Origin of the sequence: Sphingobacterium daejeonense, assembly GCF_901472535.1 — a bacterium.
In the GTDB taxonomy this organism is placed as follows: Bacteria; Bacteroidota; Bacteroidia; order Sphingobacteriales; family Sphingobacteriaceae; genus Sphingobacterium; species Sphingobacterium daejeonense.
In genome coordinates, this window is sequence record NZ_LR590470.1 from 2289531 (window position 1) to 2310851 (window position 21321).

Sequence of the window (21321 nt, forward strand, 5' to 3'; positions counted from 1 at the left end):
AGTATGGTTGATCAATTCAAAATTGTTCTTTTTCAGCAATTCATTATAATCCTCGATTGAAAGAGAAGAATGATAGAGTTGGCTTACCATTGATTTCTGACCAAACTTCAGTTTTTTCAGTTCCAGTAGTTAGTAATAGCATCCCGTTTGGAAAAAGAAACTCCTTGAAATTAGAGAACATTTCTATTTGATCAGGTTGCTGAAGATGAAAAAAGCTATGCCAAGCAATAATAGCATCAAATTTTTGATTTAAAGCCAATTCTCTCATATCCTGTACATAGAATTCCCCTGAAGGAAAATTCTTTTTAGCAATACCAATCATTTTTTCACTTGCATCAACTCCGACGACTTTGAATTTTTTATGGATTAAATATTCATAGATTGGTTTTCCTGTTCCACAACCTAGATCTAGGATTCTTGCATTTGCAGGCAGTTTTGATATCAATGAGTCGAGATGGTCTTTTTCCATAAGGGATTGGCTTCTGTTTTCAAAAACCAATCCCCAACAATATCATAGACCTTAAATACATTCTTTTTTTCTCGATCCTTCATAGATTACTAATCAAAATGTTAGGTTTATTTTAGAGTACCCAAGACCTTCCAACAATGGCCTAAGTACATGGGTAGCATTGTTTTTGGTTTGTTCTAGGATATCGGATTTATTCACCTGTCTAGTGATTTCCTCTTCCGCAGCCTTAAATGCCTCGTCTACCAAAGTAGCTTCTCTGAAGAAAGCCATCTTAGTATCATAGACCTTAGATGATTTATGATCTATTTTAACATAGCATATTTCAGGTTTTGGAAGATTAATGGTAACTGAGTCTTCCATTACTTTGACATCTTCAGGAGTCAACTTGCTCAAGTCAATACAACCAACAGCATCTGCTTTAATTATTAATAATACACTTGCATCAGGAAGGTATGCTGTCATGTTTTTATGCTCGACCACATCACTCAATCTATACTTCACTAATTCTAGTTTACCCATAGCTTCGATTTTTTCAACCAAACCTGATGTCTAGTTTCTTTCGTTGGCCCAGGTTTTATCCTTTCCCATACAAACCACGTAATACCTATAATCAATCCTAAGATGATTAATATTTTTAGCAATTTTGTCATAAACTACAATTCTCAAATTACAGACCATTTCTATTTTCTTCTGTCAAGAAACTGTAATGGTAATGTTAATACCTTATTAGTAACCAATTAATTACAATTTCTTAATATATGTCAGGTTTAACATGACAGAATGTTTATCTACAATATATATATGGATTAATATATCTTAGATAATAGCATGTATTATTTTCTTAAATTTAATTATGCTTTCTAAGACATATTACTGATGAATTGTATAATGATCAATCTAAACAAAATAAACCGTGTAATTTTACTAATAGGTTTCATGCTATTTTTTGTGCCATTCCTGAAAGCGCAAAAGATCTATACAGTAGACCAAGTTCCTAGTCCGAAAGAAGATGGACAAGATTATTTTGTCAGTAACCCTGATCATATATTAGATGAGAATACAGTTGCTCTTCTTGACAGTATTTCGTTGGATATTGATAAAACTACCGGTTCGGAATATGCCATTGTTATTGTTGATGATTTTGAAGGCGACGATGACTTTCAATTTGCTTATGATTTGTTTAATAAATGGGGTATCGGTAAAAGTGAGACCAACAATGGATTGCTATTATTTATTGGCAAAAATAAAAGAATGTATAGATTTATTTCTGGTTATGGAATGGAGTCTCTATTTCCGGATGCCTATTTAAAACGAGTAGGAGAAAGTTTTTAGTACCAAATTTCAAAAATGAAGATTATGATAGAGGGGTTTTAGAGGCTAGTGAATTTATAGCACAATTTTAAAATCTCCAGACTCCATTAAAGAATTAGAGCGGATGATGCCTGAAGCTATGCCGTTTTTCAGCTGGAAAAATCCGACCTTAAAAAATACTTTATTGGTTGTAGGTTTTTTTTGGCCCTTTATGTCTATATCCACCTTATAGGTAAGAAATTAAAGAGCCCTAAAAGGAAATTAAGACCTATTGCCCCCATATTTTTTGGATTGGGATGTATGTTATTGCTCATGTTTATTACGCTTTTCATTTTTGCATTCTTGTTTAATAATTTGGAAAAGGTGTATCAACTTAAAACCTTCCTTATTTCGCGTTTGTTCTTGGAGGATTGATTTTATCTGCAAAAATATTTGACACACAAGAAGTTATTAATAAAAGTTATGTAGATGAAAAAGATAAAGAATTGGCTTTAAAGAAGTTTTCTGCCTATGCTATAATCCATCAATCTTGTCACCATTATCTTTGTTTGGGTTAGGATGGATTTTCAATAAAACCATTAAGAACAAAAATAGATTTACTCCTCCGGACCAATCTGGGGAATGGGAAAGAATTAAGAGAACCTCAAACAAGATAGAAACAAGCAGTTACTTGGATCAAGGGAATATTAAAGAGGAGAAAGTCGGAGCTAGGAAGTATGAGATTTGGCGAAACACAAAAACAAACAAAATACAATTGATTCCTTGGGAAATCAAGAAGAGATTTACAGAATGTCCAGAATGTCATTATATGACTATGGAAAAGATCAATAAAACGGTCAAGAATCCAACATATACTGCTACCGGTACAGGCGAAACTATTGAAAAATGCCTCAACTGCAGTTATAGGAATGTTATTGACATATTTACCATTCCTAAAAAGACAAAGAGTTCTAGTGGTGGCAGTGGGTCATCTGGTGGAGGTTCTTCCGGTGGTGGTGGTGGAAGCTTTGGTGGCGGATCCTCAGGTGGAGGAGGAGCAGGAGGAAGATGGTAACTTATAATTTTTTATGAAAACAATCCAATTATTAATCTTGGTTTTAATCCTGCAAGGATGTCAACAGCCAAAAACAAAAAATAGTACACCAGAAATTGCTGATTCCACAACAGTAAAAGTTGATACAGCTATTTTTGAAAATGATACCATTGCTATCTATAAAATTGATTCTTCTGCTTTTTTGAAGAATAAAGCAAACTCGATAGCAATTACAGATACATTGGTCTATATTGAAGATTTTGCAAAAGCGAAAGAACTGTTAAAGGGAAAGGTTAAGTTTGGCGACTACGACATGGATTCTCACTCGGTAGATACCCTGAAAGAGGGAACCAATATTTCTTATATCGTTGCGGAATCTGGTGATACCCTGAAAATTGAGTCAAATCAAGATTTTGCGTATGTAGGGTTTGTTCGATATTATCCAACTGAAAATATAGTTCTTTTTGAAGGTGGACATACATCAGATTACGCTATCGATCTTAAGAATGGATCTATAGATGTGATGGTGGTCGGAAATCCCCAGTATATCCAATATTCTCCAAGCAAAAAATACAGGTTAAACGGGTGGTTTCCAGGACAAGAATGTTCCGATTATTTTATTCAGGAAAAAATTGGAGATAACTATAAAGTGCTAGCGAGAATGCCAATTCATCTAACTGAGGAGGGGTTTGACCTATGTACCTTAAAGGATATCTTTTGGTATTCAGATCGTGAGCTTTATTTTAGGAATACATATTTTGGATTTGAAGAGGATAAACGATTAGGATATTTTAAGTTGATTTTAAAATAATTGATTTTTGTATTTGTATATTTTCCTATTCAAATAAGGTTGATGTAAATAATAAAACAAACATGCTCCTAGAAAATAACAGATGGCATCCATAAAGTCAGCTGTATTATAATCCGTAAACATTGGGCTTAAAACTTCAAAAAATATGGAAGTTAAAAATGCCAAAAGGAACAGTTGCTTTAATGAATATTTATAACCATGCTCTAACCTTAAAATAAATAACCCCAAACAATAAGAAAAATGCGCAATAAGTGGTATAAAAACAATGTCGGTTAACCAATCATTGAGGTAGGGAATGGGATTGCCTGATATTCTAAAATAGCGAATAATTATCCAGCATAAACAATAAAACACAAAAAATGGATCTATTAAAAATAACGCTAGTGCGCGAATGACACGGCGATTAACATAGCTGTAAGTCCACATGACATCAATATTAAAAACATTACCCAACCAACCTGTTTACTTCTTCTCTGAGCTTTTGTGTCATTTGCATCCTCTGGAAAAATAGTCTCTCTTATTTCAAAAAGTTGCCTTTGAAGCCAATTCCTTTTTTTCTCTTTCACATTTTTGAATTTTATGCAAATATAGGAATGTTTATTTCAAGTGGGTTTCGCATTCCTGCTGTATGAAGCAGTTGAATTCATGATTTTACAATGGAGAGACATTAATTTTCAAAACTAAATCGCTGTGTTTCTGTTATATTATTGAAGATTAATATAAAATTATACACAAAATTTTTATGGCACTAAAAGATATTATTGATTCATTGACACAAAAAAATGAATCTCCTAGCATCACTATTTCATACAATACTTATAAAACTTTCCCAGATAGGGAAAAAAATGCTATCAATTTAAAAAATCTTACCAAAGAAGCTGAAAACAGGGTTATTGAAGAGTTTGGCAAGAGAGAATCTGAGGAGATTTTAGAGAAGATTGCCGAGCTTCCTGAACGATTGGAGGATGTGCAATTAATGGATAGCTTGCATATATTTATTTCTAAAGATACAGACGAAATCGTCCCATCTCCATGGCCTGTTGACACGGAAGGTGTATTTATTGATGATAATTTCGCAGTAAAACCTTTGATCAAGGCTTTGAATAGAAGCAAGGAATACATGATTTTATCGTTGGCTCAAGGTGGAGCTCATTTATATCAAGCTTTAAATGATTCCATTGAAAAAGAAATTACTAACGATGATTTCCCTTTTGACGCAAATCCATTGGAAGTATCGGGTTCCGACACTAAAAAGATTGAAAATCGTCTAAAAGAATATTTCAATCAGATTGACAAAGCAACTGTTGCTGTTCATAACTCCAATGACTTAGATGTTGTTGTAATCTGTACTGAACCCAACTATGCTATGCTGATGGAAGTTGCTGATATCCCTAAAATGTATATTGGCCATGACAATAAAAATTATGATGCTTCGGAAGCAGATAATATGGCTAAACAAGCGTTTGAATCAATTAAAGAAATTCAAAAAGAAGAACGTGGGGTAGCAATAGGCGAATTAAAACAAGCTGTATCTTCAGGGCAGGTTTTGACAGATTTACAGGATATTTATCAAGCAGCTATAGATGGGCGCGGTGATTTGCTAATCGTAAATCAAGATTTTGAACAACCTGTGAAGATGACTTCCGATAGAACATTTGATTTAGCTGAAGATTCAAAAGAACCTGGTGTTGTTGATGATATCGTTTCAACTATTGCATGGGAAGTGTTGTCAAAAGGAGGAAGATCATTCTTTACCGCTCAAGAAGAACTAGAAGAATTAGGTAAAATAGCTTTAAAAGTGAGGTACTAATACTGAACTTTGAGTAAATAACAAAAATAAAAATGGGCAGGTAAAACTGCCCATTTTTATTTTACTTAACTTGACTAGCGTTATTATACAGCTTATTGTGAATTTCTTTTAATTCATTAGCAGGAATTTTAATAACCTTTCTGTCATAAGTCATCAATCCATTTGTTTCTATTTCCACATCCGTAGTTTGGGTGTATACACCTGCAGACAAACCTAATGGAATTAAGTTGCTAAGATCAGTTACAACTTCGTTGTATCTCTTTTTCAATTCTTCTGCATTTTTAAACGATTGGTAACCCCAATTATCTTTTTGTTGCCAAGTATGGCCTTCAACTGGTAATCCTAGTCCGCCATATTCACCTAAAGCCAATACATATTGACTTCCATAAATTTCTGGGCTAGGCATTGCTGCGTCAGGATAATTGTGAATGTCAAAAATATGTCCAGGTGCACCAAAATTACCGCCAGATGCTCCATTAACGATTCTTGAAGGGTCATTTTGAATGGTCCAATCCACTATTTCTTTAGATTTAAACTGCCCCCAAGCTTCATTGAATGGAACCCAAACGACAATAGAAGGGAAGTTGTGCAAAGTCGACATAATAGCTTTCCACTCTTTTCTGTAGATAGCTTCAGATTCTGGAGTACGGTCTTTATCATGTTTGCCAGCGCGAATTTTTCCTGGGTTCATATCCCAAATATTTCCGCCTAAATCCCCACTCGGCATATCTTGCCATACTAAAACTCCTAAACTATCACAATGTCTGTACCATCTTGCAGGTTCTACTTTAATGTGCTTTCTGATCATGTTAAAGCCCATTTCTTTGGTTTTAACAACATCAAATTTCAAAGCTTCATCAGAAGGAGCAGTATGCAAACCATCTGGCCACCACCCTTGGTCTAATGGTCCATAATGGAAAACAAATTTATCGTTCAAGTACATCCTTTGGATGCCTTTTGCATCTTTTTTCAACGTGATTTTGCGCATAGCAAAATAGGAATCAGCTTCGTCTATAACTTTACCTTTTCTCAGTACTTTAACTTTAAGATCATAAAGCTTTGGTGAATCTGGAGACCATAATTGAGGGTTGCTGATTTTCAGTTGAGCTTCTTCACCAGCATTGGCTTTAACCTCTGCAATTTTGTTGTTGTTATCATAGGCCTCCACCAAAATTTCATCACCTGCTTTTGCTGATGATAATTCTGTTGACACCTTCAAAGCAGAATTGTCAACATCTGGAGTCTGTTTTGTCCTTACAATATGAGTTTCAGGAACTGATTCTAACCATACAGTTTGCCAAATTCCGGATACTGGCGTGTACCAAATTCCGTGTGGGTTGTTGATCTGTTTTCCCCTAGGTTGAGGTCCGTCTGATGTAGGATCCCATACACGGATGGCGATATCTTGTGTTTTACCTTTTTTTATGGCATCTGTAATATCAAAACTGAATGGATCAAATCCACCTTGATGATTTCCAACATGCTTTCCATTTACATAGATGTCACATTCCCAATCAACAGCACCGAAATTCAATAAAACCCTGCCTTTATTGAGCTTTTTGTCTATGGTAATCTTGTTGTTATACCATAGTGCGTCATCTTTAGTAACTCTTTTTGCTACTCCTGAAAGTGCAGATTCAACCGCAAATGGAACCAAGATGTCGCCATCCCAAGAAGATGGAATGTCTTTTTGATCTTTGTTGGTAATCTTGTATTTCCATAAACCGTTTAAGTTTTGCCAATTGTTTTTCCTCGCCAATTGAGGTCTAGGATACTCTCGGTGTGCATTTTGAGGCGTTACTTGTTCTGCCCATGGTGTAAGGATCTTATCCTTAACCTTTGCCCAGTTTTGAGCATTTCCTTCAGAAAATGTAGCAGCAAGTAAGCAAGCGATTGCAATCGTTTTCTTCATCATATTCTTGTTTATTTATTATTTTTTGGGTTTAGATTCTGGTCTCATAGGTAATGGTGCTGGTTCGGCATCCAAAACTTTTTTCAATTTTAAAAATTCAGGATGGTCTTCTCTCCAAATATTTTCTGTTTCAACCAATCCATCTTTATAACTATACAGCTCGTAGACAGCGGGTTCAGTTGCTTTTATACTTTGCCAAGCTATCAGTCTAAAGTCTTTGTTGCGAATTGCACGACCTAATTTTCCTTCTCTAGGAAAACAGTGATAAACCGTTTCCCTTATTTCTTTATCTGGATGAAGGATATACTTGTCATAACTTAATCCATCGATTTTTTGCTGCATACTTGGAATAGCTATTTTTGCAAGGGTCGCCAAAGTAGGGTATAGGTCTACTGTTTCTATAAGACTCTCACTGTGGATGCCCTTCTGCATTTTAGGATGTTTGATAATCAATGGAATGCGGTTGGCCAATTCGTAATTTACATGTTTGGTCCACATACCCATTTCTCCCAACAAATAACCATGGTCTCCCCATAGTACTACAATTGTGTTTTTATCCAGGCCGGTTTCTTTTAAGTGCTTAAGGACTTTTCCTATTTGAACATCTACATAACTTACCCCGGCATAATAGCCATGTATTAAGGTTCTTGTCAATTCATTAGGGAAGGGGTCACTTTCAGCTGCAAGCGGGATTTCGCTATATTGTGAAATTTCACCATCTCTTTTAACTGCCACAGAAGGAGCGTTCAAAGGGTTATTTTGATTATTAGGAAAAGGAAGGTCTTGAGGGTCATACAAGTCCCAATATTTTTTTGGAACAGTGAAAGGTAAATGTGGTCTTGCAAATCCAACTGCAAGGAAAAAAGGTTTTTGATTGCTTCTAAGTTCATCCAATCTATTTACAGCCTCTTTGGCAACACGGCCATCAGCGTAGGCTTCATCCGCAACATCGAGCCTCTCCCAAGCAGAACCTTTCTCAAGTTTATTGGCATCGCCCCAGCTTTTATTGGCAAATAGGGCTTCTTCGCGAGTTTCATGCTGATGGTCAGGATTTGCATATTCTATCACTTTGTCATGCCAATGTGGAACTGACCATGACTGTTCATCATTATAGGTGTTATGGCCGACATGAAAAACTTTCCCTATAGCAGCAGTATAAAAACCATTGTTTTTGAATAGTTCAGGGAGTGTAAGGGCTTCAGGATACGAATCTCGAAATGCCCTACCAAAATCATATAAACCTGTACTTGTTGACCTCGACCCTAATAAAAGGTTGTACCTTGAAGCTACACAAACTGCTTGATTTGTATAAGCACGCTCAAATACCATGGCGTCCTTTGCCCAATTGTCAATATTTGGGCTGATAGCATGTTTATCAGAATAAGTTCCCAAAGTCGGCCGCAAATCATCGACTAATATCATTAAGACATTATAAGGCTTTTCCTGAGCGTGGCTACAGTTGAAAACTATAAATAATGCAAATAATATAAATCCTGATTTAAGAAGCATTAGGTAAAAGGTTTTGATTAGTTACTAAAAATAATAATTGTTCCCTTAGAAAAACAGAGATTCTGCAAATTATCATTATTTAATATCCTCAAATTGTCTTTTTTGTTCAAATACTTGCTCTTTTTAATCAGTAAAGCCTATTTGTCTCGTATTTTGTTACACTTCTTCACCTTTCATCATTTTATTCCAGTATAGGTGAGGAAGGATATATTTTTTGAGTAACCATAATCTCCAGTGCTCTTTACTGCTGTCTTTAATAAACATTTGCTTTAATTTTGGATCTGGGATAAACTCATTTTTATAGTTGAATTCGGCGAGAACCATTTTGCCATAACCTGTTACTAATGGGCAAGAAGAATACCCTTCATAAGATTTGTTGTCTGGATCTTTTTGATCAATCAATTTAAAGATGTTATCGATGACCACAGGAACTTGCTTTCTGATAGCGGCTCCTGTTTTTGCAGTCGGAAGTCCAGCCACATCACCTAAACCAAAGATATTTGAGTATTTCTTATGTTGCAAACTATTAATGTCCACATCCAACCAGCCAGTTTCATTCACCAAACTGGATTCTTTCACAAATTTTGGGGCGGTTTGCGGGGGAGCTAAGTGCAGTAAATCAAATGGTAATTCGATAAATTGCTCTGATGGTTGAGGGTTTTCAGAACCATCCCCTTGATTGATGATACACTCGTTATTTTTAGGATCCGAATTTTTAAAGGTGATAGTTTTCTTGGATGAGTCAATTTTAATGGGGGCATAATAAGGTTTAAAATCGATATTATACCTTTTAATTACCTCCATTAGCGTATCTGCGATTTTTTTGACGCCAAAAATTACTGTCCCAGGAGTTGCAAAAGTAACCATTGGCCGACTCAGAAAGATTGTTTCTTCTAAAATAATCACAAGCTAAATACATGATTTTTTGAGGAGCACCACCACATTTGATTGGGGTAGTAGGCTGAGTGAAAATAGCATTGCCGCCTTTGAAATTTTGAATACATTCCCAAGTATAGTTTGGATCTATGTAATTACTGCATACAACACCTTTGTTTACTGCTTCTTCAAGACCTTCAATTAAACTTAAATCATTTACCAATCCGCAGGCAACAACCAGGTAGTCATAGCCTATTTTTTCACCATTATTTAGCAATACTATATTGTTCTCAGGTTCAAAACTAATTACAGAATCTTTGATCCAAGTACAACCTTCTGGAATCAATTCTTTCATTGGCTTTTCGGTTTTCTTATAATCATAAGCCCCAGCGCCCACCAAAGTCCAAGCAGGTTGATAATAATGGTATTTGGCAGGGTCAATTATGGCAATCTCCAAGTTTCTGTCCTTCTTTAACATTTGAGCAGCGGTCATGATGCCGCCTGTACCAGCTCCAATGATTACAATCTTATAGTGTGTATCCATAAGTCTATTTATATTGGTTATCCTTAAAGTTAATAAGTTGATATTGATTGCTTTGTAACCAAAGTTACTTACCATAGTCACTTCTTAACATATATCAATGGTCTTGCTTCGGAATATCTTCATCTTTGTATCAGTAATTAAACAAAAGGAAAATTTAACTGTATATAAATTGAAAGGATAGAGAAAATGAATAATAATGTATTAGGATTGCACCATATCACAGCGATTGCAAATTTGGCTCAGAGAAATTATGATTTTTATACCAATGTACTTGGTTTAAGGATGGTAAAGAAAACTGTAAACTTTGATGATCCAGGGACCTACCACTTTTACTATGGTGATGAAAAAGGAAATGCAGGAACTATATTAACGTTCTTTCCTTGGGAGGGAATCGGAAAAGGAAAGAATGGAGCAGGGATGGCTACAGAAATTGCTTATTCAATTCCAGATGGGGCTGTCGAGTTTTGGCAGGAGCGATTTGGAAAAAATAATGTGTTGACTGGAGACGCAGTAGAGAGATTCGGTGAAGTATATTATCCGTTCTTGGATCCGGATGGTTTGAGCCTTTCCATTGTAGTTCCTAAAGAGAATGACAAAAGAGTAGGATGGACAACAGCGGAGATTGATCAAAATAATGCTACAAAAGGATTTCACAATAGCACATTGACCTTGAGAGAATTAGAGCCAACAGCTAAAGTTTTAACTGACTTGTTGGATTATGATCAAATAGCTCAGGAAGGAAATCGTTTCAGGTTTAAAAGCAAAAATATTGATTCTGCAAATATCATTGATATCCTTGTTGACCAAAATGCTGCACGTGGAATAAATACTGCTGGAACAAATCATCATATTGCTTTTAGAGTTAAAAATGATGAAGATCAATTGGCATTGAGAGAAAAAATAATGAGTGCTGGATTACAAATTACGCCTCAAATTGATAGAGATTATTTCCATTCGTTATATTTCCGTGAACCAGGGGGTGTATTGTTTGAAATCGCAACTGAAAATCCAGGCTTTGATGTGGATGAACCATTAGCAGAATTAGGTAACTCTTTGAAACTACCAAAGCAATATGAAGCTCAAAGAACTGCCATTGAAAAAGTATTGCCAATTTTAAAATAATCAACTTTGTTTGTATGATATTCATATGAACATTTAGATTAATTAATAAAATTTATAACACTTAAAATTAAACGATTATGTCGAATAATATATATCAATCTGGAAATTTAGATAATCCAACCAAAGCGTTGATCATGATTCATGGCAGAGGTGGTACTGCAACGGATATTATGGGGTTGGCAGAATATTTAAATGTTAGTGATTATTTGCTGATCGGTCCTGAAGCTAGTCAGAATACTTGGTATCCCAATTCATTTATTGCACCAATATCTTCTAATCAGCCGAAGCTTAATCAGGCCTTAGAGTTGATCAACCAAGCAGTAGAGTTGGCTAAAGAAAAAGGCATCCAACCTGAAAACATTTATTTTTTGGGATTTTCACAAGGAGCATGTCTTACTTTAGAATATACCAGCAGAAATGCACAGAAATATGGAGGTATTGTGGCTTTTACAGGAGGGTTGATCGGTGAGGAATTAATCAAAGACCATTATAAAGGGGATTTCGAGAATACTCCAGTATTTATTGGAACCAGTGATCCAGATTTTCATGTTCCTGTAGAAAGGGTTCAAGAGACTACTAAACTAATGCGAGAACTTGGTGCTCAAGTAGAAGAGAAGATCTATCCCAATATGGGACATACCATAACACAGGAAGAGATTCGGATTGTGAATGAAACTATTTTTAAATAAGTCTATTCTCTATTTATTATAAAAGAAAACCCCGTTAGTGATCTTTCTAACGGGGATTTTCCACTTAATAAACTATACTATACAGGTTTTTGAATTAATCGACAAAGTTATTGTAGCTGTGAAGGACATGCGTTGAAGCTTGTTCAAATGCACTTAAATTTGATTCTTCGAATTCTGTACCTTCATCAAGGTTACGCTGTAGAATCCTCATTTTACCCAAATAATCATTTACAGCATCATTAAATCTTTCGAAAGACCCTGCTTTTGATTGATATTGATCAGATATCTTATCTGCTTTGTTTTCATTCAGCAATTTTTCAATCTCTTGGTAATTCTTGGCAAATTCTGGTTTTACCTTTGCAATGTCCTTTGTGTCAAAGAACTGTTTTGTATTTTCAAGAACTATATTAAGAATGTTCTCAGACCTAATGTATTGATTCTTTAAAGGATTGTTAGCCAAGGTTACTTCTTCAGCAGCATCAATTAAAGGTTTAAGTTGGTCAAAGACTTTTACTGAGGCCTCTCTATTCTTTTTTATTTCTGATTCTGCCTGCTCTTTGAAAGTTTTTAATTTAGCACCCTTATCTTCCTTCCAATCCTCTGCTGATTTATAAGATTCCATATCCTTTGAAATTGTCAGTAACGCTTTATAACTTTCGTCCATCTGATCCAATAAAGGCTTAAAGTCTTTCGTGCCTTCAGGGTATTTTAAGTCTTCAATTTTATCTATCGAAAGACTGTTTAGCCTCCTGATAGGTGGAATTGAAATTGCAGTAGGATTTTCTAGTTTGGTCTTAATATGTTTCTCCAGTGCATCGAAAGTCTCTGTAAAGGCATTCATATCATTATAGTGCCTATTGTCAATCTTAACTAACGTATTGTTGAATTGAATAAGCTCGTTAGCTTTGGAAAGCTTCTGGTCATTAGAATCAAACATACCTCCAGTCTTATTTTCAGTTTCCCCTTTTTTCTCTGAATTGTTGCAACTGCTCAATAAAGAAAAGGCGAGGGCAGAGGCTGCTAAAATGTGGTTTATTCTCATAATAGTAGTTTATTTAAGTTTTAAATGATATGCAATTGACTACCCAATAAATTGAAATTGCTTTTCTGCCCATGTTCCGATAATAGGAACGGGTTTCTTAACACCATTTGAAGCATTAATAGCTCCTATAATCATCAATATCAAGGTAATTAAGCCCAAATAACCTATCATATAAAAGCCGGTTACCCACATGATAATGTTAAGGACAATAGAAAGAATGACTCCAAAGATGAAGATTCCGAATCCTTGTCTTAAGTGATATTTCAAGAAATCATCTGCTTTGTCCTTTCCTGAAAAATAAGCGATTAACCATCCAATTAGGGTAATGTAGGCGACGATTGAAAGTGTTTTGTTATCCATTTTTTTTGCGATTTAAGTTTATTTAATTGTGTGAATTATAATGCTTGTGATAAAAAACAAGAGAAATAAAGCTAGTAAGGCATATGTGTAAAAAGGAGTTTTTGATTCCTTTTTCAATTTGATACCTTCTAATTTCATCTCAGGACTGAATTCATTAAATCTTCTATTCTGTTTGCAATGAACACAAACTGAGCGTAACTCCTTCCACATAGGAAATAAAAAAATCCAAAATACATGAAAGTAATTTTGATAAGCGATGTATGCCAATGTATTTTGACTTTGGCAATAAGTACATGGCAATTTAGACACTTGAGTGCCGATACGAGCTTTTCTTAATCCGAATATGAAAAACATAGGCGATTGTTTTTGTTATTCAAAGTTTTTGAATTTGATTAAAACATGCAATAAATGCTAGTCTACAGAATACATACGTGATGGAATACGGCTATATACAATGTCTCTACAAGAATGGGTAAATGGTTGAAATTCAGTGTTTTTCTTATTCAGGTAGAATTTCGTTTTTATTATAGAACTTCTTTTTTAATTGTTAGATTAAAAATAATAAAAGCATTATTAAATAATCATTAATTTTTCTAAATGATTAATATTGCTTGATATGAGATCGTTTAAATAGTTTTTTAGAGGTTTTTAAAGGGGATAGAATAGGTGTCGAAAAAAATAATCCTTTTATAATGAGGCTGTTTTATTGAAAAATAAAAAAAAGATAGATTTAGATTGTGAATTTATTTGAAAAAGTCTACCTTTGCATCACTTCAAACAACGAAGGGTTCTGGTTAAAAGAACAACGATTCCGTAGCTCAGCTGGTAGAGCAATACACTTTTAATGTATGGGTCCTGGGTTCGAATCCCAGCGGGATCACAAAAAAAAGCTCAATCGAAAGATTGAGCTTTTTTTTGTGCCCGCCGGGATTCGAATAATATTCCGAAGGGACCCATATTGGGTTCGATTCGGAGAAGGTTCAGGACAAAGTATTCAGTGGCATGTGGGGACACCTGCCACGTCGGCAAGTAATCTTCGCTCATTCAAAACGGTCTGTACAGCTCACTAAATAGTTTCCCTCTCTTACGAGAGGGAATGACACGCTCACTCGTTTATTGAGGCGGGAATTGGGCGGGGAAGTGGTCGCCGCAGCGACCACTTCCCCGCCCAATTCCCGCCATACCCCCAGGATTGCTTGTCATTCTCAAGCTTTAGCTTGGGAAACTATTTAGTCTCATTACAGAATTTTAGTTTGTTTGGTAGTGTGGATAGTTATTTAATTAACCAGCAATTTATAGTGCCACCCCTACAGGGTTGAATGGCATCGTATAATCTATTCTATAATAGTTACACCCCTACAGGGTTTCATGGCGTGATAATCGTTTGTTGTAATAGGTTAACCCCATCGGGGTGCCACTATTATAGCAGGTGTTAAACAAACATGCCACACCTACGGCGTTTGTGTTTGACGCGATTTTCATTTCTATAGATATGGCAATGCCGATGGCATTTAAGAGATATTTCATGCCTCCGGCATTTAACCCCGATGGGGGTTTTTGGTCTGTATATTCCACATTTTCTTAACTCAATGAAATTGCCTGTAGAGAGGTAACTTTAAATTTCAGTCTACATTTCAATACATCCAACATTAATTATTATTCCGACTTTATAATTTCAACCTCTTCTGGAACCATAAATAGAATCTGGCAACCTGTTTCGGATTTAACTGAATGCTTATAGTTTTTTAGGGTATAGAGATAATCCCCTTTGATTAACTTTACTCCATTAAAAAAGACTTCACCTTCTAAAATAAATGCTTCTTCACCACCAGGATGATTATGTAATGGATAGGAAGCACCTTCTTCAAATTTTAAAATAAAACTTTTTGGTCTTTGATTATCCTCATCATAGAGCAAGACCTTATAAGAAATTCCTCGAGTATCAACATTTTCCTCCAATAATGGCTTCCATTCAATCATGGACGTACTAACCATATATTTACCAAAATTATTTTTAGATTCCATAAAATTCAATTTCTATATTAACGTCTGTTTAACTAAAATGGTTTTATCGTGTTTTTTAAGCCCACCGATGCAGGAATTGGATTTCCCACGTTTTGAGTTTTCATTCTCATCGCAGATGAGAAAACAATTTTTAACATAATACCCTATCCACATCGATTTTAACTAACAAACCATTTCTAACTTTATCCTTTTTTGAAGAAACTTTGAATCAACCAAAATAACTTCCTTATCAATCAATTGAACCACTTGATTTGATGAAATACCCAGTAATTCCTTAATTATAGTCGATATTTTAAGATTGAAATTATATGGATATACGATTTCAAAAATAACTTGTCGATGCTGAAAGTTGATGAGATTAGCCAATGAATCACCATGATATTTTAAAGAATACTCCATACTTGCAAAATCAAACTCAAAAGAATTTTTATTAGCAAGTACTGGTGAGAACGCATACATCCAAGCAGTTTCAATGTCATCATTTAAAAACTTATCATATAGTTCCTTATTTATAACTTCTGGATTTTTTCGTGTTAGGATTGTAGCGTTATAGGTACTGTCACAATTAGTACACTTATAAATCAACCAAATATCAATATTTTTCTTCTGTGCGTTTATTCGAAACCTTTCACTGCAATAAAACTTATAACTGTCACACCGGCTACATTTCTTTTTTAATAACGGAGTGTTTTTCACTATCACCTCCAATTTAAATTCTTGAACCATTGTTCTTTAATACCGCTTAATATTCTTTTGTGAATTGTATTATTCATGCGGTAGCATTCTCACTAGATTAATAAGATCACTGAGTTTTATAGCAATGATTTAGGTTGCTCTTTCGCGTAACCCTGCATATTCATGAATAATTATTTATTAGGAAACCGGTCGGGGAGAAATTGCCCCAACAAAAGAATTCAGCCTGTGGTTTATGAGGCTGTTATTAAGCGACTATAAATTTAAGAATGGTTCTCAAAATATATTTTGTGTTTGTGCTAATTCAAATCTACTCATTCTAGAATAAAGCTGCAAAACTTGAATCACCAATTCGATTAGGGTTGTTTTATTAATAATGCCATCAGTTCGGTGGAACTTTTTACTTCATCTTTCGATTTATATTTTTTTTATGTGTTTCCAATGTAAAAACACTTAAGTCTGCAATCAACCAAAACTAGCCACATTTAGTGATGGTTGGGCGACACCAACCATGGCGACAAGTAATCTTTGGATATTCAAAACAGCCGTGTATAGCTCACTAAATAGTTTCCCTCTCTTTCGAGAGGGAATGACACGCTCACTCGTTTATTGAGGGGGGAATTGTGAGCGGAAGTGGTCGCCGCAGCGACCACTTCCCCTCACAATTCCCCCCCCATACCCCAGGATTGCTTGTCATTCCCAAGCTTTAGCTTGGGAAACTATTTAGTCGCATTACAGGATTTTAGTTTGTTCGGTAGAGTGGATAGTTATTCAATTAACCAGCAATTTATAGTGCCACCCCTACAGGGTTGAATGGCAAAGTATAATCAATTCTATAATAGTTAAACCCCTCTGGGGTTGGATGACCGGAAAACATATCTGCAATAATATTTTCAACACTTTAGGGTGAAAATGTGCTATTGTCGAAAATAACATTAAGCGTCTACTAATCCTGTAAGGATGTAACTATAATAGAAATTAAAGCTATACCCCCCCAAAAAACCCCATCGGGGTTAAATGCCGTAGGCATGAAATCTCTCTTAAATGCCATCGGCATGTAATATCTATAGCAATGAAAATCGCCTCAAGCACCAACGCCATCGGCGTGGCATGTTTGTTAAATTAATTTAACTTAATGACATTAACCCTACAGGGTTTAATGGCATCGTATGATCATCTAGAAAAATCGGTTTTTTCAAACCCATCATTTATAAAATTGTTGTTATTCATAGTTAATTGGTTGATCTAATTATTTTAAGAGAATAGATTGATAGAATTCTTTATAGCGTATTTATTATAAAATTATCATGCAGACTATTAACATCACTGAAAACATAATATTTGATTCTAATCATAATCTTAAATTGGATATATATGAACCCAGTCAAAATCCAAAAGGAGCATTGATCGATATTCATGGAGGGGGGTGGTTTCGTGGGGATAAGTCCAAAGAAAATGATTTAGCTTCTGTTTTGGCAGAAAATGGATTTTTAGTGTTTGTTCCAAATTATCGCATAGCACCAGAATTCCTATATCCTGCTCCTGTGGAAGATATGGAAACTATTTTAAGTTGGGTTAAATCTTCAGATTATAAATTTGATAAAAATAATATTGGATTTATTGGCAGTTCCGCAGGGGGGAATTTAGCCATTGAAATGGGGTTGAAAACCGGTTTGCCAATTGCTTCTTGGTCTGGTATGATTGATATTGAAAATTGGATTCAAAATCATCAAGATGTTGTCCCATCCAAGGGTGAGGCACAAGATGGAGGAATACAAAGCGGCCCTAATGACGCTCTTTATAAATGGGCAATTTTAAATTATACCGGCGAAGATCAAGATCTAATAAAGAAAGCATCTTTATTGGAAAGAGTTACTAAAAAAGCAGGCCCCATGTTTTTGGCTAATTCCCTCAATGAATTTTGTCCTGTCGATCCAGTCTTTCAGTTGGCTCAAAATTTAGCAGATTTAAAAATTGCATCAGTTACCCAAATTATTCCAGGAACCAAGCATGCTAAAGGATATCTCAATCATGCCATTGATTATACACTTATCTTTTTTGAAGACTGTTTTAAAAAGAATAAATAATAATAGTCTGTGTTTTAAAATTAGAATGTATTCCTAATACTTAACTTATACCAACCCAAAAAACGGAACTAGGGCATACCACAAAATATACATCAACGAAACAGCCATAATACCATCTATTCTATTAGGCTTATCTCGCTTGCCCATAAATCCCACCAACAAAGCGACAAGCCAGATAGCATGTCCAATCGCCAAGTAAATAATATCTCCAATAACTGCATTAATTTCAGGGATTTGCTTTAAGACTAATACAGATATTATAGATAATACTACAAATCCAATAGCCAAACCCGTCGCTTTTGATTTTCCCATTCTAACCGCCAAGGTGCCTTTTCCAGTTTGTTTATCAGCTTCATAATCAGGAATGCCAGCCATAATAATTGCAGGAACTATGGATAGGAACAATGGTATTCCCAATAACCAAGGGAAATGGATTTCCTATGTTACCTCCCTGAAAGATAAATCCACAAATTATCACGGCAAAACTATGCGTGAACCCAACGACAACTTCTCCCAGCCATTATAGGAGAATTTCAGCGGAGGTGCAGTATAGGAAACTGCGATTAAAAATAATACAGTTGTGGCAAGAATAACTAGATGAAAAGGTGCTGTCGATAGAAATCCTAATATTACAGTTAGAACACAGCTAATAATAAATAGGTTTCTGATCGAATTCTTTATGGAATTTTCAGTCAATACGCCATTCACTAAAACCCTGGAACCTCCAGAAAAAAGTACTAAAATTCCGATTTATCTTGTCTGTTTCCCTGTCGTGATAATCATTGCTAAATACAGTGATTACTTTCAATCAAGAAAAGTACGATGTATCCCAAGATAAAAACCAAAAGGTTAAGCTTGAAGTTAATTCCCGATAGGCGTAAGCTCCAATGCCATAAGCAAAAAATGTCATCGGATAAAATTGCAATCGTATCGCCTGTAGCCATGGTATAACCTTTTGCATCAACTTTTCCCAAGGAGTAAGGATTCCATTCTCTAAGTTTTCCCCAATTCAAAAACTTCCTCTAACCATGTATCTTTCTGTTCCTGATCTGAGTGTTTTGATAGGACTCAATATTTTCTTTCGGACTGGACTGACTCCACAGAACTTTAATGTTGCAATCTTCAATGATTTTACTGACGGTGCACCATTTATCAATCGATCAATAATAACCGGTGTATCCATTGTGGTAATGATCTGTGCTGTTCTAGAGCTTAATAACTTCTGGAATGCATCGGCTTGAATTTCATAAAATGCAAAGCCTGGAACAAATACTCGATCGATAAAAAGCCTTTAGGACAGCTGGCATATTTCCCCACCAAGTAGGATAAATAAAAACCAAATGGTCAGCCCATTTTATTAATGATTGGGCGTGCAATATATCTTTCTCCCTATGTTGGTTTTGAGGTGAAGCAACCAAAACATTATGCTCGAAATCTAAATCTATGACCTCTAGATATTCAACTTGTGCACCAGCTTTTTCTGCACCTTTTATATATAGATTCAGCTATAGCATGACAATAACTATCCTTCCGTGGATGACCAAAATCACTAATACTTTCATAATAGATGTTGCTTACCTATGGAACAGATGTGCAGGAGAAAGTGTTTGATTATTATTGACTTAAAATAAATGCCCATGAAAGTACAGGACAGTGTTCGCTATATTATTGTTAACTTTAGTTAGTCTCAACCAATAAGATAAACTACCTGTCATGTATAAACCAAAATGGAAGTTTGATTTTTACGTATTTAGAATTCTGTTGATTTTCTTATTTATAGCTTTTTGGCGTTTGAATCTATATGGCAAGAGGCAATTGAAGCTACATCTGAAGAATTAGTAGATCAGAGTGAGCCATGGTGGGTTTGGGTTTTCTTGGGAAGATTACACCCTCTGATGGTCCATTTTCCAATTGGATTATTGGTTATAGCAGGGATCATGGAGTTGGCGAAACTCAGGACATTTGATTCTAAATTACGGACAGGAACCAATTGGTTGGTATATATTGGTGCAGCTGGATCTGTATTGGCAGTTCTTTTGGGTTTATTATTGGCGAATTCTGGAAGTTATTCGGGAGAAACATTTGAATGGCATCAATGGGCAGGAATCACAACAGCTATCTTGGCTGTTGTTACCGCATTGTTGTTATATGCTATCAATAAGTATAACAAAAGAAGTTTAATCATTGGTTATCGTACTTTTCTAATGATCACTGTATTGGGTGTTTTTATGGCTGGGCATTATGGAGGCTCCTTAACTCATGGTCAAGATTACCTGCTGAGTGCAACACCGTGGGCGCCTAAGGATGAGAATCTAGAAGGAATAGAAGGGGGCATGTCATCTGCTGATTTTGACTTTGCATCCTATACAAATGAAACGGACTCACTTTCCTTAGAACAACAAGTCAATTTAAATCTCGCGGTCAGAACGATTCTAGCACACCATTGCTTCCAATGCCATAGCAGTGATAAAATGGAAGGCGAATTACGATTAGATGATAAAGAACTTGTTTTTAAAGGGGGAGAATCCGGAAAGGTAATCATACCCGGGGATTCTAAAGGCAGCGAGTTGGTTCGTCGCATTACTTTACCAGCTGGTCATAAGGAAGCTATGCCAGGGAAAGGAAACCATTGGGAGAAAAAGACATCGCTTTGGTCAATTATGGATTGATAAAGGAGCCCTTGGCCAGATCAAGCTAAAGGAATTTCAGAGTTGCACTTTGGCACCACGAAACCCGATTTACCTGCAGCAACTAATGGTCTGGAGAACCCAATAGATAGATTAGTCAATGCTTATTTTGTAAAAAATAAGATCGAATGGCAGGAAGTTGTCGATGATCGGACTTTTCTACGAAGAATCTATTTTGATTTAATTGGATTACCACCTTCCGAACAGGATTACTTAAATTTGAAGCTGATGCCAGCGCAGATAAAGGGCTAAGATTGCTCAGAACTCTTGACAAAAGACCATGAATATGCAACGCATTGGACGACCTTTTGGAATGACTTATTGAGGAATGATTATACCGG

At 35.4% G+C, this 21321-nt stretch carries 24 protein-coding genes and 1 tRNA gene; 12 read left to right on the plus strand and 13 right to left on the minus strand.

All coding sequences use genetic code 11. The annotated features are described in order from the left end of the window. Positions 1 to 43: 43 nt before the first annotated feature. Entirely contained in the window at positions 44 to 469 is a 426-nt protein-coding gene (locus FGL31_RS10990) for a class I SAM-dependent methyltransferase (protein WP_232046633.1), read from the minus strand. Between the two features lie 93 nt (positions 470 to 562). Beyond that, a complete protein-coding gene (locus FGL31_RS10995; RefSeq protein WP_232046641.1) occupies positions 563 to 988 on the minus strand; it encodes a DUF4230 domain-containing protein in 426 nt (141 codons plus the stop codon). A 417-nt stretch (positions 989 to 1405) separates the two neighbouring features. Here FGL31_RS10995 and FGL31_RS11000 point away from each other — a divergent pair, with 417 nt between their 5' ends. The 3 genes from FGL31_RS11000 to FGL31_RS11010 all read left to right on the plus strand — a co-directional run bounded on the left by FGL31_RS11000 (position 1406) and on the right by FGL31_RS11010 (position 3624). Further along, a complete protein-coding gene (locus FGL31_RS11000; protein WP_171017636.1) occupies positions 1406 to 1801 on the plus strand; it encodes a TPM domain-containing protein in 396 nt (131 codons plus the stop codon). 508 nt (positions 1802 to 2309) lie between these two features. Then, the gene (locus tag FGL31_RS11005) at positions 2310 to 2834 is read left to right on the plus strand and encodes a hypothetical protein (RefSeq protein ID WP_138091423.1); all 525 of its coding nucleotides are present in this window, start codon (positions 2310 to 2312) and stop codon (positions 2832 to 2834) included. 13 nt (positions 2835 to 2847) lie between these two features. Beyond that, entirely contained in the window at positions 2848 to 3624 is a 777-nt protein-coding gene (locus tag FGL31_RS11010; protein ID WP_138091425.1) for a hypothetical protein, read from the plus strand. On the opposite strand, the gene FGL31_RS11015 is transcribed toward FGL31_RS11010, so the two are convergent. Next, entirely contained in the window at positions 3616 to 4077 is a 462-nt protein-coding gene (locus FGL31_RS11015) for a hypothetical protein (RefSeq protein ID WP_138091427.1), read from the minus strand. The two genes, FGL31_RS11010 and FGL31_RS11015, sit on opposite strands and share 9 nt — an antisense overlap. A gap of 289 nt (positions 4078 to 4366) precedes the next feature. Here FGL31_RS11015 and FGL31_RS11020 point away from each other — a divergent pair, with 289 nt between their 5' ends. Next, the gene (locus FGL31_RS11020; protein ID WP_138091429.1) at positions 4367 to 5434 is read left to right on the plus strand and encodes a baeRF3 domain-containing protein; all 1068 of its coding nucleotides are present in this window, start codon (positions 4367 to 4369) and stop codon (positions 5432 to 5434) included. A gap of 61 nt (positions 5435 to 5495) precedes the next feature. Here FGL31_RS11020 and FGL31_RS11025 read toward each other — a convergent pair whose 3' ends face one another. From FGL31_RS11025 to FGL31_RS23495, 4 genes are all read right to left on the minus strand, one after another. Beyond that, complete coding sequence (locus FGL31_RS11025) at positions 5496 to 7349, minus strand: glycoside hydrolase family 2 protein (protein ID WP_197734203.1); 1854 nt, start codon at positions 7347 to 7349, stop codon at positions 5496 to 5498. Positions 7350 to 7364: 15 nt separating this feature from the next. Beyond that, the gene (locus FGL31_RS11030; protein WP_138091431.1) at positions 7365 to 8855 is read right to left on the minus strand and encodes a sulfatase; all 1491 of its coding nucleotides are present in this window, start codon (positions 8853 to 8855) and stop codon (positions 7365 to 7367) included. A 156-nt stretch (positions 8856 to 9011) separates the two neighbouring features. Then, entirely contained in the window at positions 9012 to 9659 is a 648-nt protein-coding gene (locus FGL31_RS23490) for an NAD(P)/FAD-dependent oxidoreductase (protein WP_197734204.1), read from the minus strand. After that, entirely contained in the window at positions 9646 to 10275 is a 630-nt protein-coding gene (locus FGL31_RS23495) for an NAD(P)/FAD-dependent oxidoreductase (RefSeq protein WP_197734205.1), read from the minus strand. Before FGL31_RS23495 ends, FGL31_RS23490 begins: the two co-directional genes overlap by 14 nt. Positions 10276 to 10461: 186 nt before the next feature. On the opposite strand from FGL31_RS23495, the gene FGL31_RS11040 reads away from it, so the two are divergent. Beyond that, the gene (locus FGL31_RS11040; RefSeq protein ID WP_138091433.1) at positions 10462 to 11397 is read left to right on the plus strand and encodes a ring-cleaving dioxygenase; all 936 of its coding nucleotides are present in this window, start codon (positions 10462 to 10464) and stop codon (positions 11395 to 11397) included. A 77-nt stretch (positions 11398 to 11474) separates the two neighbouring features. Then, the gene (locus FGL31_RS11045; protein ID WP_138091435.1) at positions 11475 to 12086 is read left to right on the plus strand and encodes an alpha/beta hydrolase; all 612 of its coding nucleotides are present in this window, start codon (positions 11475 to 11477) and stop codon (positions 12084 to 12086) included. Positions 12087 to 12180: 94 nt separating this feature from the next. On the opposite strand, the gene FGL31_RS11050 is transcribed toward FGL31_RS11045, so the two are convergent. Both FGL31_RS11050 and FGL31_RS11055 read right to left on the minus strand, forming a co-directional pair. Next, entirely contained in the window at positions 12181 to 13128 is a 948-nt protein-coding gene (locus FGL31_RS11050) for a YiiG family protein (protein ID WP_138091437.1), read from the minus strand. A 39-nt stretch (positions 13129 to 13167) separates the two neighbouring features. Then, a complete protein-coding gene (locus tag FGL31_RS11055; protein WP_099372185.1) occupies positions 13168 to 13488 on the minus strand; it encodes a DUF4870 domain-containing protein in 321 nt (106 codons plus the stop codon). An 807-nt stretch (positions 13489 to 14295) separates the two neighbouring features. Between FGL31_RS11055 and FGL31_RS11060 the strand changes: the two genes are divergently transcribed. Continuing rightward, a tRNA-Lys gene (locus FGL31_RS11060) sits at positions 14296 to 14368 on the plus strand. Positions 14369 to 15144: 776 nt separating this feature from the next. Here the strand turns inward: FGL31_RS11060 and FGL31_RS11065 are convergent. Further along, on the minus strand, positions 15145 to 15513 hold the full coding sequence (locus FGL31_RS11065) for a cupin domain-containing protein (protein WP_138091439.1): 369 nt from the start codon (positions 15511 to 15513) through the stop codon (positions 15145 to 15147). 162 nt (positions 15514 to 15675) lie between these two features. Next, on the minus strand, positions 15676 to 16239 hold the full coding sequence (locus FGL31_RS11070) for a DUF1062 domain-containing protein (RefSeq protein WP_138091441.1): 564 nt from the start codon (positions 16237 to 16239) through the stop codon (positions 15676 to 15678). A 1274-nt stretch (positions 16240 to 17513) separates the two neighbouring features. On the opposite strand from FGL31_RS11070, the gene FGL31_RS11075 reads away from it, so the two are divergent. Then, complete coding sequence (locus tag FGL31_RS11075; protein ID WP_197734206.1) at positions 17514 to 18293, plus strand: alpha/beta hydrolase; 780 nt, start codon at positions 17514 to 17516, stop codon at positions 18291 to 18293. A gap of 45 nt (positions 18294 to 18338) precedes the next feature. On the opposite strand, the gene FGL31_RS11080 is transcribed toward FGL31_RS11075, so the two are convergent. Further along, positions 18339 to 18668 carry a UbiA prenyltransferase family protein gene (locus FGL31_RS11080; RefSeq protein WP_232046643.1) on the minus strand — a complete coding sequence of 110 codons (330 nt, stop codon included), beginning with the start codon at positions 18666 to 18668 and terminating at the stop codon, positions 18339 to 18341. Here FGL31_RS11080 and FGL31_RS22665 point away from each other — a divergent pair. Beyond that, on the plus strand, positions 18658 to 18819 hold the full coding sequence (locus FGL31_RS22665) for a hypothetical protein (protein WP_171017484.1): 162 nt from the start codon (positions 18658 to 18660) through the stop codon (positions 18817 to 18819). The two genes, FGL31_RS11080 and FGL31_RS22665, sit on opposite strands and share 11 nt — an antisense overlap. Positions 18820 to 19321: 502 nt before the next feature. Beyond that, the gene (locus FGL31_RS25435; protein WP_232046650.1) at positions 19322 to 19534 is read left to right on the plus strand and encodes a hypothetical protein; all 213 of its coding nucleotides are present in this window, start codon (positions 19322 to 19324) and stop codon (positions 19532 to 19534) included. Between the two features lie 3 nt (positions 19535 to 19537). Here FGL31_RS25435 and FGL31_RS29895 read toward each other — a convergent pair whose 3' ends face one another. Further along, entirely contained in the window at positions 19538 to 19798 is a 261-nt protein-coding gene (locus tag FGL31_RS29895; protein ID WP_138094742.1) for an NAD(P)H-dependent oxidoreductase, read from the minus strand. Positions 19799 to 20077: 279 nt separating this feature from the next. Here FGL31_RS29895 and FGL31_RS23500 point away from each other — a divergent pair, with 279 nt between their 5' ends. Further along, a complete protein-coding gene (locus FGL31_RS23500) occupies positions 20078 to 20962 on the plus strand; it encodes a c-type cytochrome domain-containing protein (protein WP_197734207.1) in 885 nt (294 codons plus the stop codon). A 42-nt stretch (positions 20963 to 21004) separates the two neighbouring features. After that, the gene (locus tag FGL31_RS29900; protein ID WP_197734208.1) at positions 21005 to 21232 is read left to right on the plus strand and encodes a DUF1549 domain-containing protein; all 228 of its coding nucleotides are present in this window, start codon (positions 21005 to 21007) and stop codon (positions 21230 to 21232) included. Positions 21233 to 21321: the final 89 nt, after the last annotated feature.